Annotated in this window: 12 protein-coding genes; 7 read left to right on the plus strand and 5 right to left on the minus strand. The window is 34.8% G+C overall.

Features of this window, described 5'->3' with window-relative positions:
- Nucleotides 1-71 precede the first annotated feature (71 nt).
- From xylA to VQL36_RS03075, 7 genes are all read left to right on the plus strand, one after another.
- Nucleotides 72-1,379, plus strand: a complete 1,308-nt coding sequence (gene xylA, locus VQL36_RS03045) for a xylose isomerase (RefSeq protein WP_349247898.1) — start codon at nt 72-74, stop codon at nt 1,377-1,379.
- A gap of 101 nt (nt 1,380-1,480) precedes the next feature.
- Nucleotides 1,481-2,053: a TetR/AcrR family transcriptional regulator gene (locus VQL36_RS03050; protein WP_349247899.1), complete on the plus strand. Its 573-nt coding sequence runs from the start codon at nt 1,481-1,483 to the stop codon at nt 2,051-2,053.
- An 84-nt stretch (nt 2,054-2,137) separates the two neighbouring features.
- A complete protein-coding gene (gene xylB / locus VQL36_RS03055; protein WP_349247900.1) occupies nt 2,138-3,634 on the plus strand; it encodes a xylulokinase in 1,497 nt (498 codons plus the stop codon).
- Nucleotides 3,635-3,770: 136 nt separating this feature from the next.
- Complete coding sequence (locus VQL36_RS03060) at nt 3,771-5,123, plus strand: glucose-6-phosphate isomerase (RefSeq protein WP_349247901.1); 1,353 nt, start codon at nt 3,771-3,773, stop codon at nt 5,121-5,123.
- Nucleotides 5,124-5,213: 90 nt separating this feature from the next.
- Nucleotides 5,214-5,855, plus strand: a complete 642-nt coding sequence (locus tag VQL36_RS03065; protein WP_349247902.1) for a YigZ family protein — start codon at nt 5,214-5,216, stop codon at nt 5,853-5,855.
- A gap of 16 nt (nt 5,856-5,871) precedes the next feature.
- On the plus strand, nt 5,872-7,059 hold the full coding sequence (locus tag VQL36_RS03070; protein ID WP_349247903.1) for an MFS transporter: 1,188 nt from the start codon (nt 5,872-5,874) through the stop codon (nt 7,057-7,059).
- 240 nt (nt 7,060-7,299) lie between these two features.
- Nucleotides 7,300-10,986 carry a glycosyl hydrolase gene (locus VQL36_RS03075; protein WP_349247904.1) on the plus strand — a complete coding sequence of 1,229 codons (3,687 nt, stop codon included), beginning with the start codon at nt 7,300-7,302 and terminating at the stop codon, nt 10,984-10,986.
- A gap of 298 nt (nt 10,987-11,284) precedes the next feature.
- Here the strand turns inward: VQL36_RS03075 and VQL36_RS03080 are convergent, their stop codons facing one another.
- The 5 genes from VQL36_RS03080 to VQL36_RS03100 all read right to left on the minus strand — a co-directional run bounded on the left by VQL36_RS03080 (nt 11,285) and on the right by VQL36_RS03100 (nt 15,652).
- Nucleotides 11,285-11,446: a hypothetical protein gene (locus VQL36_RS03080; RefSeq protein WP_349247905.1), complete on the minus strand. Its 162-nt coding sequence runs from the start codon at nt 11,444-11,446 to the stop codon at nt 11,285-11,287.
- Nucleotides 11,447-11,606: 160 nt separating this feature from the next.
- The gene (rlmD, locus tag VQL36_RS03085; RefSeq protein ID WP_349247906.1) at nt 11,607-13,007 is read right to left on the minus strand and encodes a 23S rRNA (uracil(1939)-C(5))-methyltransferase RlmD; all 1,401 of its coding nucleotides are present in this window, start codon (nt 13,005-13,007) and stop codon (nt 11,607-11,609) included.
- A 155-nt stretch (nt 13,008-13,162) separates the two neighbouring features.
- A complete protein-coding gene (locus tag VQL36_RS03090; protein WP_349247907.1) occupies nt 13,163-13,396 on the minus strand; it encodes a hypothetical protein in 234 nt (77 codons plus the stop codon).
- 338 nt (nt 13,397-13,734) lie between these two features.
- Nucleotides 13,735-14,964, minus strand: a complete 1,230-nt coding sequence (locus VQL36_RS03095; protein ID WP_349247908.1) for an NADH:flavin oxidoreductase/NADH oxidase family protein — start codon at nt 14,962-14,964, stop codon at nt 13,735-13,737.
- 109 nt (nt 14,965-15,073) lie between these two features.
- Nucleotides 15,074-15,652 carry a helix-turn-helix domain-containing protein gene (locus VQL36_RS03100; RefSeq protein ID WP_349247909.1) on the minus strand — a complete coding sequence of 193 codons (579 nt, stop codon included), beginning with the start codon at nt 15,650-15,652 and terminating at the stop codon, nt 15,074-15,076.
- Nucleotides 15,653-15,735 lie beyond the last annotated feature (83 nt).

Consider the following 15,735-nt stretch of genomic DNA (forward strand, 5'->3'; position numbering starts at 1 on the left):
TCATCTAAGAGAATCTATCTTAATGCACTATTAAACATGTCACAGTAAATTGTGAAAGAGGGATTTTGATTATGAGTATATTTAATAACGTAGACAAAATTCAGTTTGAAGGAACAGATTCCAAAAACCCATTTGCTTTTAAACACTATAATGCTACTGAAATTGTGTTAGGCAAAACAATGGAAGAACATTTAAGATTTGCATGTTCCTATTGGCATACGTTTACAGGAACAGGAGCAGATTCGTTTGGTGCTCAAACGATGCTTCGTCCTTGGAATACTCAAAGTGGAGTGAGTTTGGCAAAGGCAAGAGTAGAAGCAGCGTTTGAGTTTTTCGAAAAATTAGGGATGCCTTATTTCTGTTTTCATGATCGAGATATTGCACCAGAAGGAAATAGTTTAAAGGAAACAAACGAGATTTTAGATAAAATCGTGAATGAAATACAAGATCAAATGAAAACTAGCAAAGTGAAATTATTATGGAATACAGCGAACATGTTTACAAACCCAAGATTTGTTCATGGTGCTGCAACAACAAACAATGCAGATGTCTATGCTTATGCTGCAGCACAAGTGAAGAAAGGTCTTGAAACAGCAGTTCAACTTGGATCAGAGAACTATGTTTTCTGGGGTGGACGTGAAGGATATGAATCTTTATTGTATACAGATATGGAATTTGAGTTAGATAATCTAGCAAGGTTTTATCATATGGCGATTGACTATGCGAAGGAGATTGGTTTTACAGGGCAATTTCTAATAGAACCAAAACCAAAAGAACCGACAAAACATCAATATGATTTTGATGCGGCTACTACAATTGCCTTTTTACAAAGATACGATTTACACCATTATTTTAAATTAAACCTCGAAGCTAATCATGCAACTTTAGCTGGTCATACGTTTGAACATGAATTAAGAGTTGCTCGTATCAATGGCATGCTTGGTTCTATAGATGCCAATCAAGGGGACTTATTACTTGGATGGGATACAGATGAATTTCCTACAGATTTATATTCTGTAACCTTAGCGATGTATGAAATTCTCAAAAATGGTGGATTAGGATCAGGTGGTGTGAATTTTGACGCAAAAGTAAGAAGAGCTTCCATTGATCCAGAGGATTTATTTTATGCACATATTGCAGGTATGGACAGTTTTGCAAGAGGACTTAAGTCAGCTGGGAAATTACTAGAAGATCGTGTATTGGATGGTGTAATTGAGAATCGTTATGACAGTTTTAAAAGTGGCATTGGTTTAGATGTCGTTTCTGGCAAAGCTAATTTCCACACTTTAGAACAATATGCATTGCAAAATAATGAAATTAGGAATAAATCAGGACGATTAGAGCAACTTCGCTCAATCTTAAATGAATATATTTTTTAAAAATAGGATTATGATAAATTCCATTTTAATTTTTATTTTGATTAATTTAGCATACTAAATTATAATTTACATTGTATGATTATTTTAATAGGGGCGATAAAATGAGCAATACAAAAGAGAGAATAGTTAACGCCAGTTTGGAACTGTTCGCAGAACAAGGTTACCAACTAACAACGGTGAAAATGATAGCTAAAAAAGTAGGTGTCAATGAGTTAACAATTTATCGTCATTTCGGATCTAAAGATAAAATACTTGAAAACGTTTTAAGTGTAGTTTCAATTATACAGCCTAATATATCTAATTATTTAAAAAATGATGTCGTCTATGATTTAAAGACAGATTTGCTCAATGTAGCAAAAATATTTGTAAAAATTAATGAAGATTATTATTATTTTATGAAATTTTTATTAAGAGCAGATACAAATCGGATTTTGCCAAATAGAGAATTAGAAATTAAAGAGTTATTTGATGATTATTTTCTTGTAATGAAAAAATTAGGGAAAATAGTTTCAATAGATCATAAATCATTAACCTTATTGTATTTTTCGACCTTGCAAGGTGCATTTTTACTTAAAGAACAATATAAAGAAGAGGGTATATTTTTAGAGCCAACGTGGAGCTCTTATATTGAAACAGTTGTAAAAGTATTGTTAAAAGGATTGGAAGTTGAGTAGAAAAATACTGATGATTAGTAACTCCCTTTGTTAAAAAGGGAGTTTTAAATTTATCCTAGTTGATATGTTAGGAGGATTATTGTGATGAAGTATGTCATTGGTATTGATTTAGGTACAAGTGCAGTGAAGGTTTTACTAGTAAATCAGCATGGTGATGTTTGTGCTGAAAGCTCAAAGGAATATTCGTTAATCCATGAAAAGTCAGGTTATAGTGAACAAAATCCTGAGGATTGGGTAAAACAAACCATTTTTGCATTAAAGGAATTAGTTGATCAAGAGAATGTTAAACCTGAAGATATTGAAGGAATCAGTTTTTCAGGGCAAATGCATGGATTGGTGTTATTAGATGAGAATTATGAAGTGATTAGAAATGCGATCCTTTGGAACGATACTCGCACGACCAAACAATGTGATTTAATTAAAGCTAAACTTAGGGAAAAGTTATTTAAGATTACCAAAAATCCTGCACTTGAAGGTTTCACATTGCCTAAAATTTTATGGGTACAAGAAAACGAAGCTCAGCTTTATGAAAAAACGGCTGTATTCCTATTACCTAAAGATTATTTGCGGTATCGTTTAACGGGGCAAATTCATATAGATTATTCTGATGCAGCTGGAACGTTATTGCTAGATGTTGTGAAAAAAGAGTGGAGTAAGGAAATTTGTGACTTGTTAAATGTAGATATTCATTTATGTCCTCCATTAGTAGAGTCTCATGCTTTTGTAGGGAATTTATTGTCTGAAATCGCTGAACAAACAGGTTTAAAACAGGAGACGAAAATCTTTGCTGGTGGGGCAGATAATGCTTGTGGAGCGATTGGCGCAGGAATTTTAACACCGGGTGTAGGATTATGCAGCATTGGAACTTCTGGTGTGATTTTATCTTATGAAGAAGATCGCAACAGAGATTTTGAGGGTAAGGTTCACTTTTTTAATCACGGGAAAGAAGATGCATATTATGTGATGGGTGTTACTCTCTCAGCAGGACACAGCTTAAGTTGGTTTAAAGACACTTTTGCTCCTTCTGAAAGCTTTGAAGAAGTGGTGGAAAATGTAAATCAGGTACCTATAGGAGCTAACGGACTTTTGTTTACACCTTATATAGTAGGAGAACGTACACCTCATGCAGATGCTGTGATCCGTGGTAGTTTTATTGGTATGGATAGTGCACATAAGAGAGAGGATTTTGTTCGTTCTATTATGGAAGGCATTACTTTCTCTTTAAATGAATCCATTACTTTATTTAGAAATACAGGGAAAAAAATCGATAAGATGATATCCATAGGGGGAGGAGCTAAGAACGATAGCTGGCTTCAGATGCAAGCAGATATTTTTAATACTGTAATATTCAAGTTAGAAAATGAGCAAGGACCAGGCATGGGAGCAGCAATGTTAGCAGCTTTAGGTTGTAAATGGTTTGCTACATTAGAGGATTGCTCAAATCAGTTCATCCAAATTTCAAAAAGCTTTCAGCCTATTGAAGAGCATGTAAACAAATATAAACAATTATATGAAATATATAGAGATATTTATCCTCAGACAAAGGAAATGAATATAAAACTTAAGTTTTTTAGAGAATAGTTGGTTAGTCAAATAATATTAATCGTATGTTGATGTTATATATATACTTATACTCTTGCAATAAACCCGTTATTTAAAGTATGCTTAAGAGAAAAAGAAAAACGAAAAAAATTAGATTGAGTAGGAGGAGAATCGTTTGAAAAAGTTTCAATTTGATTACAGTAATGCTCAACCATACTTACAACAACACGAAGTCGATAATTTAGAAAATGCTGTTCAATTAGCACACAATCAGCTGCATGAAAAAACGGGAGCAGGATCTGATTACTTAGGTTGGATAGATCTACCTACAAATTATGATAAAGAAGAATTCTTGCGGATTGGGAAAGCGGCAGCAAAGATCCAATCAGATTCTGAAGTACTAGTAGTTATCGGTATCGGAGGTTCTTATTTAGGTGCTAGAGCAGCGATTGAAATGCTCTCACATCATTTTTATAACAACCTGACAAAGGACATTCGTAAAACACCAGAGGTTTATTTTGCAGGGAATAACATTAGTTCTACATATATAACACATTTATTGGAGCTTATCGGAGATCGTGATTTTTCAGTCAATGTGATTTCTAAATCAGGAACTACAACGGAACCGGCAATTGCTTTCCGTATTTTTCGTGAAGTATTAGAAAATAAATATGGTAAAGAGGAAGCGCGAAAACGCATTTATGCAACAACTGATAAGGAAAAAGGAGCTCTGAAAAAGTTATCTGCGGAAGAAGGTTATGAAACCTTTGTCATTCCTGATGATGTTGGTGGGAGATATTCCGTTTTAACGGCAGTGGGATTATTACCAATAGCAACGGCGGGCATTAATATAGAAGATATGATGAAAGGTGCTGCTGATGCACAGAAGGAATTTAGCAATCCAGTTCTGAAAGAAAATGTAAGCTATCAGTATGCAGCGGTTAGAAATGCTTTATATCGTAAAGGTAAGGCAATTGAAATTTTGGTGAATTATGAGCCTTCCCTACATTATGTTTCTGAATGGTGGAAGCAGTTATATGGAGAAAGCGAGGGGAAAGATCATAAAGGGATCTATCCTGCATCCGTAGATTTCTCTGCTGATTTACATTCTATGGGGCAATTTATACAAGAAGGAACTAGAAACCTGTTTGAAACCGTCATTCAAGTTGAGAAACCGACTCATGAAATCGAAATCACTTCAGATAAAGACAACTTAGATGGATTAAACTTTTTAACTGGGAAAACTATGGACTTTGTAAACAAAAAGGCGTTTCAAGGTACGATGTTAGCACATACAGATGGTGGGGTACCTAACTTAATCATAACAATTCCTGAAATCTCTCCTTATTGGTTTGGTTACTTAGCTTACTTCTTTGAAAAAGCGTGCGGTATTAGCGGATATTTAATGGGAGTAAATCCATTTGATCAGCCTGGAGTAGAAGCATACAAGAAGAATATGTTTGCTCTATTAGGAAAACCAGGATTTGAAAAAGAAAAAGAAGAATTGGAATCCCGCTTAACTGAATAAAGGTTTGATGAAGTTATTTAATTAATGTCTTAAATTTATGAAGCGGTTCACTGTTGTGGACTGCTTTTTGATGGAATGGAGGTAATGCAGATGGAATTAGATTTATATAAAACATTGAAACAATCAGGATCAGATGAGGTTGTCATCAAAAAATCTAGGTTTATCGGTCATGCAACACCCGTAACATCTGAGGAAGAAGCGCTTGAGTTTATAGCTAAAATTCGAAAAAAACATTCTGCTGCTACGCATAACTGCTTTGCATATATGGTTGGAGAAAGAGATCAATTTCAGAAACAGTCGGATGATGGAGAGCCAAGTGGAACTGCAGGTAAACCCATTTTGGAAGTAATTAAGAATCAAGATTTGAAAAATATTGCGGTTGTTGTTACAAGATATTATGGTGGAGTTATGCTTGGAGCTGGAGGTCTTATTCGAGCTTATACAGAAGGAGCAGTTGTTGGAATTAAAGCGTCACAACCTATTTACAACAAGCTTCATCAAGAAGTTAACATAGAGGTGGATTATACTTGGCATGGAAAAGTTGAGAATGAATTACGTAATCGTGATATGATGATAAGGGATATTTTATTTACAGATAAAGTAACGCTTGTATGTTTGCCACTTGCTGCTGAAGCTGAGCAGTTCATAGCAAATATGGTTGATTTTACACAAGGAAAAGGGAACGTTACTAGAGGTGAACAGTTATATATTGACCATTCTATTCATGAATAATAACGAGGGCAAACTTATGAACTTTCGATTTTGGATACTCATTGGCATTGTAGCCATATCAGGATTTAATCAAGGATTACTACTTCCTTTAATAGCAATAATTTTTGAAAATGATGGTGTTTCTTCTTCTATTAATGGACTGAACGCAGCAGCTTTATATATTGGAATTTTATTTATTACACCATTTATGGAACCTCAATTAAGGAAATATGGATACAAACCGATTATTATTTTTGGAGGTTTGTTGATTATTATATCCTTGATGTTATTTCCGTTATGGAAAACATTTTGGTTTTGGTTTTTGCTGCGATTCATCATCGGCATTGGAGATCATGCTCTTCATTTTTCAACACAAACGTGGATTACTACAACATCAGAAGCAAATAAACGTGGACGGAATATCTCGATATATGGACTATCCTTTGGAGTTGGATTAGCAGTAGGACCTTTAATGACACCTCTTGTTCAATTCAGTGAGGCATTACCATTTATGCTGTCTTCATTATTATGTTTTATAACTTGGATGCTGATTTTTATATTAAAAAATGAATTTCCAGAGAAAACGAATGATTCTGATTCATTTAGAGAAATGATGAATCGATTTTCAAAAGCATGGAAGTATGGTTGGGTAGCAATTCTACCTCCTCTTGGATACGGCTTTTTAGAGGCTTCGTTAAATGGGAGTTTTCCAGTGTATGGACTACGTATTGGATTTAATATAGAAAATATATCACTTCTGCTTTTTGCATTTGCTTTGGGTGCGATTGTTTTTCAGCTTCCCTTAGGTATGATAAGCGACAAAGTTGGTAGAAGAAATGTACTAATTACGATTTTACTACTAGGGATGATTAGCTTTTTATTTGCTAGTTTACTAGAGCATTCATTATTGGCTCTAACGATTTGTTTGTTTATCGCAGGAATGGTTGTTGGCTCAACATTTTCACTAGGGATTAGTTATATGACTGATTTATTGCCTAAAAATTTATTGCCAGCAGGGAACTTGTTATGTGGTGTAGCGTATAGTGTAGGCAGCTTAGCAGGACCTTATTTTGGTGGCATTGTAATACAATACTTTAGTTCAATCAGCTTTTTTCACATCGTCGCCATTGTTTTGTTTTTATTATTGATTGCGGTCATATCTTTCAGAGAGAAGTCTACTAAATCTGATCAGCTTATTTATAAAAATACCGTGAACAATTCCTGATTTTATTTTCAATATATTTCAATTTTTTATCATATTTTTCATATACAGCCACTATAAGTTACTGTATACTATAAATAAAAACATGTTGTAAGCGATTTCAATTTAAGCAATTGCGATTACTTTAGTTATTGAGAAACCTACTAAGAATTTGAAAAGAAAGAGGTGAATAAAGTTTTAACACTATTTTGAAATCGATTTCAATTAAAGTGGTTAAAATCAAATTTTTTGGGAGGTATACATTTGAAAAAGTTAAGTATGATTTTATTGTCATTATCCCTTATTTTTGTTGTTTTTCCATTAACATCTTTAGGTTTTAATGGTGAAGTGAATGTAGGTCAGGGGAGTTATTCTGAAGTCCTACCTCCAGGTGCAACGAACATACAATCAGCGATATATAAAACTTCGAATGTTACGGGACCAATGCCAACAAACGACTGGTGGAGCTCGACTGCTTTTCAAGCTTACTCCGAAAGACAATACCCGCATCCATTAGCTGTATGGAATCAATCAAATGGTCTAAGAATTTTTAACCCATCCCCAGAAATTGAAGGTTTAAATGGTTTTATCAAAGGCTGGATGGGAGAAACAGATGGGAATGATTTTACAGTTGGACATAGTAATGTTGGTGCGTTCCCAGATACCAAAGTAGATAGTTACAGTGATTGGTTTGTCACTAATTTATTTGCAAGTGGTTCCAATACGATGAAAGTAACTTATGGTCATGGATCTCCGTATGTTTATTTTACTTACTCAGGTGGAAACCCTAGATTAACGTTTCCTGGAACTCCATCAGTATGGTCTGGAAATACTAACAGCCCTGTCTTAGGGATTACGATCAATAATAGACACTATGCTTTATTTGGACCTTCAGGATCTACTTGGTCAGGGATCGGAAGTTCTACATTGACCAATAATTTAAATGGAAACGATTACTTCTCTATTGCCGCGCTTCCAGACAATTCAGTATCAACACTAAATAAATTTACTCAGTACGCGTATTCTCATGTTACAGATACATTGGTATCTTGGTCTTACAATGAAAATACGAGTCAGGTAACAACAACTTACACATATACTACAGTTCAAAAACAAGGGTCTCAAACAGGTACGATCTTTGCTCTATATCCTCATCAATGGAAAAATACTTCAAAATCATTATTAAGTTATACTTATGATTCAGTTCGTGGCATGATGAAGGTGGCAGAAGGGAACTCATTCCAAACGAATATGACGTTTACTGGAGTGATACCTGCTATTCCTGATTTAGGAACCTATGATATGTCTGTTTTAGCTGGATATGTAAATGAGGCTGAAGATGAAGTATATTCTGGTCTTATAGATACGTATTGGGTAGGAAAACGCTTAGGTAAAATCACTACCTTAGCGACGATAGCAGATCAAGTAGGGGATACTACCGCAGCAAATAAGTTTAGAAATGAGATTAAAGATAGATTAGAAGATTGGTTTAAAGCTAGTGAACCTGGTGGAAATTTAGGCAGTACAGAAGTGTTTTATTATAACGATAATTGGGGTACAATGTTTGGTTATCCAGATAGTTATGGATCTGTAACGGATTTAAACGATCATCATTTTCATTACGGTTATTTTATTCGTTCTGCTGCAGAAATTGCAAGGTTGGATTCAAACTGGTCATCAACATCCAATTGGGGAGGTATGGTAGATTTATTAATTCGTGATATCGCAAGTGATGATCGGAACGATAACATGTTTCCTTTCTTAAGAAATTTTGATATTTACGCGGGACATTCTTGGGCTTCGGGTAATGCCAACTTTGGAGATGGTAATAATAACGAATCTTCTTCGGAGGGCATGAACGCTTGGACAGGAATGATTTTATGGGGTGAAGCTACAGGTGATACGGCACTCCGTGATTTAGGGATTTACCTCTATACAACGGAAATGAATGCGATTAATGAATACTGGTTTGATGTGACAGGTCAAAATCATCATGCTGGCTTTAATCGAGAGACAGCGAGTATGTTATGGGGAGGAAAAACCGTTGGTGATGGTGTTTGGTGGACTGGGAACCCTGAAGAAATCCATGGCATCAACTGGCTCCCATTCCAATCTGGATCTTTATATTTAACGCAATTCCCGGCCTATACAGAATTGAACTACAATGCGTTGATTAATGAAAACGGGGGAACAAATTGGGATGCTTGGGAAGATCTCATTTGGATGTATCGAGCGATAGAAGACCCAGCCGATGCATTAAGTCAATACAATGCCAGAGCGAATGTCTTTACTCCAGAAGCAGGGAATTCTAAAGCCAATACTTATCATTGGATTCATAATTTAAATGCAATTGGTACAGTAGATACTTCTATAACAGCAGATTATCCTTTGTACGCTGTGTTTAAAAAAGGAAGTACAATGACGTATATTGCTTATAATATGTCTAATAGTGTGAAAACCGTAAACTTCTCAGATGGGACTTCCATCGTTGTTCAACCAAATAGCTTTAATATTGGCAATGGGCAAGCTGATACTACACCTCCAAGTCAACCAACGAATGTTATCGTTACCACAACCACTTCAAGCAGTATAAGTTTATCTTGGAATGCTTCAACAGATAATGTTGGTGTAACAGGATACGATGTGTATCGAGATGGCAGCTTAGTAGGAACATCAGTCACTACAAGTTATACTGATAATGGTTTAACAGCCAATACGACATATAGTTATACAGTGATTGCAAAGGACGGAGCTGGAAACTCCTCTACTGCAAGTAGTGCTGTTCAAGGTACAACAGATCAATCAAATGATCAGACCCCTCCAAGTCAACCAGGAAATGTAGTAGTCACAGGTACAACATCAGATAGTGTCAGTTTATCTTGGAGTGCATCCACAGATAATGAAGGAGTAATAGGTTATGAAGTATATCGAGATGGCAGCTTAGCAGGAACATCATCTACAACGAGTTATACTGATAATGGTTTAACAGCCAATACGACATATAGTTATACAGTTATTGCAAAGGATGCAGCAGGAAACTCCTCTACTGCTAGTAGTGCTGTTCAAGCAACAACTAGTAATGCTGGATCTGGAAACGTCATTGTTGAGAACGATTACACAATTGAAATGGTGGAAACAAACGCTAATACAGCTTTATTTAAATTCACTCCAACATCAGGAACATCCAGTTTTGTTGATTTGCATTATAAAGTGAACAATGGTGGACAAATCAATGTAGGGACAGTTAATAATGGTGGGGTATGGGAGTATTCTATTACAGGGCTGAATCAAGGAGATGTTATTGACTTCTGGTACACTTATACCATTGGTATGCCAGCATATAATTCACCTCATTATCAATTTACATTTGGTTTTGGAGGTGGGGGTCAGCCAGACACAACACCTCCTACAACACCATCATTAAACTCAACGGGTCAATCAGATACAACAGTAGATCTATCTTGGTCTGCATCAACGGATAATGTTGGAGTTACAGGATATAAGGTATATCGGGATGGATCAGAAGTAGGTTCAACATCTTCAACTTCATTCCAAGATACAGGACTTTCTTCTTCAACCTCGTATAATTACACTGTGATAGCTTTGGATGCTGCAGGAAATGAATCAGCATCAAGTAATACAGTAACAGTAACAACGGACGCTCCATCTGGAAATACGATTATTGTTACAGATAATTATACAATTGAAATACAAAGCTTAAACTCAACAAGTGCACTGTTTAAGTTTACACCAAATGCTGGATCTAACTTTGTAGACTTACATTATACTGTGGATAATGGGGTCCAACTTAATGTTGCGACTTCTAACAATGGCGGTACTTGGGAGTACACAGTGAATGGCTTAAACGCTGGCAGTCACGTAAACTTTTTCTATACATTTACCATTGGAACTCCAGCATATGATACTCCGCATTATGGATATGATCATTAAACTGGGGACTGAATTTATTATTATGCAACAGGAGTGGATGATGTAGCTAAGCTATTAAAAAATACACCTCCAATTGTTAGTCCAGTGTCTAACAATTGGGGTGCACTTCATTACATGAAGATTTTTCTTTTTTCTTAATCTCTTGAACTGAGTATTGTAAGTTGTGCTAAGACATATAACTTATTTTCCTATTATATCTTTTGCATTAAGACGCCCACCTCTATAGGTGGGATCTTTTAATCAGGTGGAGTAGAGTCTCCATCTGATTCCACGACGTTTAAACTTTGTTTAAACGAATTCACTGCAATCCTGCTTTTTCCATGGCTTGATCCCAATTAGGAAAGTAGTAGAGGGCGTTTTTCATTAAATCGGGATGCGCTTTTTTTACACTTTTTTTGGCTAATGTTTCACCATTGTTGTGTAATTGCACAATTTGAGTAAGCACTTCCTCAGGACTCATATTTGCCTCCAATATCTACTTCACATCCTTTTATCATTTTTTACGTTATGTTACCATCATTTCTAAATGGCTCAATAAATATTCAAGTATTTTTTGAACATCATATAATCGTAAAAAACTAGATTAAAAACAGGTACTATTTCAGTGACCTGTTAATATTTTATTTTTTGATAAACACAGCTACACTTTCAATTTGAGATGTGTTCGGAAACATATCTACTGGCTGAATCCATTTGAGATGGTAACCATTCCTTAATAGGTATGAGCTATCTTTTGCCAAAGTTGATGGGTTACAAGAAACATAAATGAATTTTTTTGTTTTAGCTCTTACTACTGACTGGAGTAGTTTATAGTCACATCCAGCACGAGGAGGATCAACAACAATCACATCAGGGCGAAATCCTTGATTCATCCATTTAGGCAGTAAGTTTTCAGATTTTCCTGCATAAAATTGTACGTTATCAATTCCACTTAGCTTTGCATTTTTTTTAGCATCATTGATGGCTTCAGGAATTTCTTCAATCCCACGAACCTCTTTTACATAAGGAGCTAACCATAAACTAATAGTTCCTGTGCCGCAATAAGCATCCACAATTTTTTCATGTCCTCTGATATCAACGGCTTTTTTCACTGTGTTGTATAGTTTAATTGTTTGCTCAGGATTCAATTGGAAAAATGCTCTTGGTGATAATGAGAAATTTACATTTCCTAATGATTCTTTGATTTGTCTTCTTCCCCAAAGGATATTTGTTTTTTTGCCAAAAATAATGGACGTTTTTGCAGAATTAATGTTTTGAGCTATCGTTGAAACTTCTGGAATATTTTCTCGAATTAAATCGATAAGTTGATCCATTTTAGGTACTTGTTCTTTTATTGTCACTAAAGTTAGTTGATTTTCATTGGATTTAAAACCTGTACGTACAACAATTGTTTTTAAAATCCCTTTATTATTCTTTTCATCATAAATAGGAATCCGCAGCTCTTGTACTATTTTTTTGGTTTTTTCAATAATGTGATTGATCGTTGGATGATGAATAGGACATCCAGAGATATCAACTAACTTATGTGATCTTGCAGAATAAAGTCCAGTTTGCACAGAGCCTTTATGAAATCCTACCTGATACTGTGCTTTATTTCTATAACCCCAAGGGTCGTCCATTCCAATTACAGGTCGAATATTTATTTTGGTTTTATCTGTATAACGATTAAAAGATTCTCGAATGATATCCTCTTTTACACGCAACTGTTCTTTGTAGTCTAAATGCTGAAGCTGACAACCTCCACATTCTTCATAAATGGAACAATGAGGTTTCACACGATGTTCTGATTCTTGCTCAATTTCTACTAATTCTGCTCTGATAAAGTTGGGTTGAATTTGTACTACTTTGGCTTTAACTACTTCATTGGGAAGAGCTCCTTCAACAAAAACCGCCTTCCGTTTGTAATACCCTACACCTTCACCATTAATACCGATCTTTTTTATAGTTACAACAAGCAGCTCACCTGTTTTTAACTCTTGAGCTGCAGAGGTTGTAATGTGTTTTTTCTTATTTTTCTCCATGACGATTCTCTCCATTTTTACACTGTATTTGAAATTTAAATTGTTTGTAAATTTATTGTTGATTCTGTTTTACATCATAACAATGATGGAGTGGAAAAACAATGGAGAGGAGGTTAATTTGAATCTACAACCTAAGGTGAAATGTAAATTTTATTTTAATCATATATAAAAATTTGCTTATGTTTAGAAGAAAATATATACTTTATACTTTTTATCTTCCAATTTTCATATTCATTTTTCAGATTTATTGAACTTTTTACTTTAATATAAACTTCCTCATCCTTATTTGGATAATACAATCTTAATGGAACCTCAACCTGATATCCGATCATGTTCTCTTCTATATCTTCAAAATATTGTTCAATTTTGATATTGCCGTCTACTTTCATATTAAATTGTTGTGTTGAAGCAGATTTTTTCCATTTGGCAAAAACGAAATGACCTTCATTGCTAAATAATAAACATAAAACAAATCATCACTCCTATTTTTAAAGGAGTGATGATTTGTTTTCAAAAGATATAAAACCTATTACTGTCGTTAAAAAAACAAGAGTCCGTTATTTCCCTGTTATAACGGACTGTTGCCATGTGAAATAAGTACATTTAATATTTGGTAGAATAGATGTATAATGTACCATTTTTTAACAACATTACCAATATAACATAGTTTATACACTTGTGTAAATAATATTTGTGTGTCAATTAAGTGAAGACTTTACTTAAGATATCACTTCGCTCTTTGTAGTTGAAAAACTTCCTTCCCATTTTTAAAAATAGCTTGCAACAAAGAGAACCAGATAGGGTAGTTGGGTCTTACTTTTTTCCCTAATCCAATTCTTTCTATTTGTTGTGCATACCATGTAGTTTCCAGTAAAGAGATATCATCTATAAGTCTAATACCTGTTTGTTTAGGTTTAATATCTATTTTTTGTATTTTATTTTGGTTTAATAAATTTGGAAGATCTGGACTTACTGCAAAAGGACGGGCTAAACCTATAAAGTCAGTTGCTTCAGAATGAAGTGCATTTTCCATTCCTTCTTTGCTTCTAAAACCACCTGTAACTAGTAGAGGAATATTTACGGATTGACGGAGTTTTTCTGCAAAATCGAGAAAATAAGCTTCCCTTTTTTTAGTGCTCTCCTTAATATTACGACCTGTCATTTGAGGGCTTTCATATGACCCTCCAGAAATTTCTAATAGATCAACGCCTTCTTTTTCAAGATGTTCAGCAACATAGATAGATTCTTCCTCTGTAAAACCAGCTTTCATAAAATCTGCTGAATTCATTTTCACTGCAATAGGAAAAGCACCTGTAGTTTGACTACGTATTTCTCTATAAATTTCAATTAGAAATTTCATTCTACCATGAATATCACCACCCCATTCATCTTTGCGATGGTTGTGCCGAGGGGATAAGAACTGACTAATCAAATACCCGTGTGCAGCATGAATTTGAACACCAGTAAAACCTGCTTTTTGTGCAAGTTTAGCGCTATAACCAAAACGTTGAATAATGTCTAATATCTCCTCATGTTTTAATTCTCTTGGAGGAGCTACAAAACGACCAATATCTCCTTCTAATGGGATCGCTGAAGGAGCAACAGATTCATCCGCCATTCCTTTAAATGTTTGTTTACCTGGATGATTTAATTGCATCCAAAGCTGTGTATTATTTTTAGACCCTCTTTTTGCCCATGTTTCTAAAAAGGGGAGAACATCCTCATTGTCTACAACGATATTTCTGGGTTCTGCTAAGGCTTTTCGATCTATCATTACATGACCAGTGATTACAATCCCTGCACCTCCATCTGCCCAGGCTTCATATAATTTGTATATTTTCTCATTTGGTTGAAAGTGAATGTTTGCAAGTGCTTCACTCATCGCAGCTTTGATTAAACGATTTTTTATGACTGTACCGTTTTTTAATGCAAACTCGTTAAATAATAGTGATTCCATTTTCCATCACGCTCCTAAAGCTTCTTATCGTAATTATTTGATTAAATTTAATTATCGGCATTCAAAAAACTACTTGTTTGAACGTTCATTCAATTTATATTAAAAAAATTTATGCTTTTTTTGATACATATATCTCAAGCATTTTAGCAAAAGTCTCATAAGCTGAATCAGCCTCGAATTCTGGATCAACCATCATTTGCAATGATAATCCATCCATCACAGCGGTAATAATTCTTGCTAGTCCTTGTATGTTTAGTTCTTCACTGATTGGGAGTCTAGATAGTTCATTTATCGTCTGCTCGCGATCCATCATTGAACTTCGAGTTATTTCTTGAGCTCCTCTTTTTGAACGAAGACCAATCGCAAATAGCTCAAATCTTAGACGATGCCACTCTGGTTGATCCATCACTAATTGTTTAGGAACCTGTAACGCTTCATGAATAAAGTTATCAGACATAGGAATTTCAGAAAGCTTTGATAACTCTTCACTATACCTGCAACTTTCTTCATGAAACAACTCAAATAAAAGGTCTTCTTTACTTTCAAAGTAATAATTAATCAGCCCTTGAGCTACCCCAGCTTCTTTGGCAATCTGCTTCATTGAGGTTTTATCATATCCTTGTTCTGCTAACACTCTATATGCAGCATCTACTATTTTTTGTTTCGTATCGATGTCTTTCTTTTTCATTTTTATATGTTACACCTTTCTTGATTGAACGTTCATTCAAACTTATCAGGATAAACACTTTGTGTCAAGTCAGTTCCATCTTT

It is taken from the genome of Chengkuizengella sp. SCS-71B, assembly GCF_040100845.1.
Lineage (GTDB): Bacteria > Bacillota > Bacilli > Paenibacillales > KCTC-33759 > Chengkuizengella.

Excerpts from the sequence above, each read along its gene's own strand:
- VQL36_RS03090 (WP_349247907.1), bottom strand. The coding sequence starts at position 13,396 with ATGAAAGTAGACGGCAATATCAAAATTGAACAATATTTTGAAGATATA.
- VQL36_RS03050 (WP_349247899.1), top strand. The coding sequence starts at position 1,481 with ATGAGCAATACAAAAGAGAGAATAGTTAACGCCAGTTTGGAACTGTTC.
- xylA (WP_349247898.1), top strand. The coding sequence starts at position 72 with ATGAGTATATTTAATAACGTAGACAAAATTCAGTTTGAAGGAACAGAT.
- VQL36_RS03100 (WP_349247909.1), bottom strand. The coding sequence starts at position 15,652 with ATGAAAAAGAAAGACATCGATACGAAACAAAAAATAGTAGATGCTGCA.
- VQL36_RS03095 (WP_349247908.1), bottom strand. The coding sequence starts at position 14,964 with ATGGAATCACTATTATTTAACGAGTTTGCATTAAAAAACGGTACAGTC.
- VQL36_RS03070 (WP_349247903.1), top strand. The coding sequence starts at position 5,872 with ATGAACTTTCGATTTTGGATACTCATTGGCATTGTAGCCATATCAGGA.
- VQL36_RS03065 (WP_349247902.1), top strand. The coding sequence starts at position 5,214 with ATGGAATTAGATTTATATAAAACATTGAAACAATCAGGATCAGATGAG.
- xylB (WP_349247900.1), top strand. The coding sequence starts at position 2,138 with ATGAAGTATGTCATTGGTATTGATTTAGGTACAAGTGCAGTGAAGGTT.
- rlmD (WP_349247906.1), bottom strand. The coding sequence starts at position 13,007 with ATGGAGAAAAATAAGAAAAAACACATTACAACCTCTGCAGCTCAAGAG.
- VQL36_RS03080 (WP_349247905.1), bottom strand. The coding sequence starts at position 11,446 with ATGAGTCCTGAGGAAGTGCTTACTCAAATTGTGCAATTACACAACAAT.